General features: G+C 65.1%; 1 protein-coding gene. It reads left to right on the top strand.

Going from position 1 to position 235, the window contains the following annotated elements; all coding sequences use genetic code 11:
- On the top strand, positions 1-235 hold a 235-nt coding region (locus VD17_RS32890; protein ID WP_046057194.1), incomplete at both ends, for a methyl-accepting chemotaxis protein.

Here is a 235-nt window from a genome sequence, read left to right on the forward strand (position 1 = left end):
GGCACGCCAGGGCCAGCACAACCTGGACAACAGCCTGAGCCAGATCGACCAGTTGTCCGAGACCATCGGCCAGGCTGTCGAGGTGATCCAGAGCCTGGCCCAGGAAAGCACCCAGATCGGCAGTGTGCTGGAAGTGATTCGCGCCATTGCCGAGCAGACTAACCTGTTGGCGCTGAATGCCGCCATTGAGGCGGCGCGCGCTGGCGAGCAAGGTCGCGGCTTCGCCGTGGTCGCC

The organism is Pseudomonas fluorescens (genome assembly GCF_000968015.1).
Classification (GTDB): Bacteria; Pseudomonadota; Gammaproteobacteria; order Pseudomonadales; family Pseudomonadaceae; genus Aquipseudomonas; species Aquipseudomonas fluorescens_W.